The organism is Vibrio sp. SG41-7 (assembly GCF_014164465.1).
GTDB lineage: Bacteria > Pseudomonadota > Gammaproteobacteria > Enterobacterales > Vibrionaceae > Vibrio > Vibrio splendidus.
The window spans coordinates 1-452 of the sequence record NZ_JACJFF010000357.1; the positions used below are offsets into that span (position 1 = coordinate 1).

Below are 452 nucleotides of genomic sequence, written 5' to 3' on the forward strand. Positions count from 1 at the left end.
CTGCATCGTCTGTCGTTTAGGGATATGCCCCCCTGTTGTACTATCTATACTAGTAACGGCATCGTCATAAGAGCCTCTTATCGCTTCAGCGACTGCCCTAGCACGTAAACCATCTGAGTATTTATCGTTCGGCAAGTTAAGTTCTGCGTCCATGGGGAATTGACTCGGCTGATGACGCTGGCTATAACTGTTCCGTTTAACGGTTACTTGGCCAAATACGCTCTCCAAATTTCTACTCTGAGTTGTTTTTAGGTGGGTTAGTTGAACTTTATCAGCCGAATAAACAGTTTTGCGTTCTTCATTAGTCGCTTTCTCGTCCAAAAAGCCTTGTAACAATTTTCTTAAAACTTCATGCCCTTCATCATGAATATAGCTCTCTATCGCCCCGTGCTCTAGCTCTTGAGCCTGTTTGCTTTCCAAATAACCGATCATGCCCTGAAGCTTTAAAAGAG

At 43.8% G+C, this 452-nt stretch carries 1 protein-coding gene; it reads right to left on the bottom strand.

Translation table 11 applies throughout. From position 1 onward, the window contains the following. Positions 1–452 (bottom strand): UPF0236 family transposase-like protein (locus H5300_RS27085; RefSeq protein ID WP_182797397.1); only part of this gene is annotated, 452 nt, incomplete at both ends.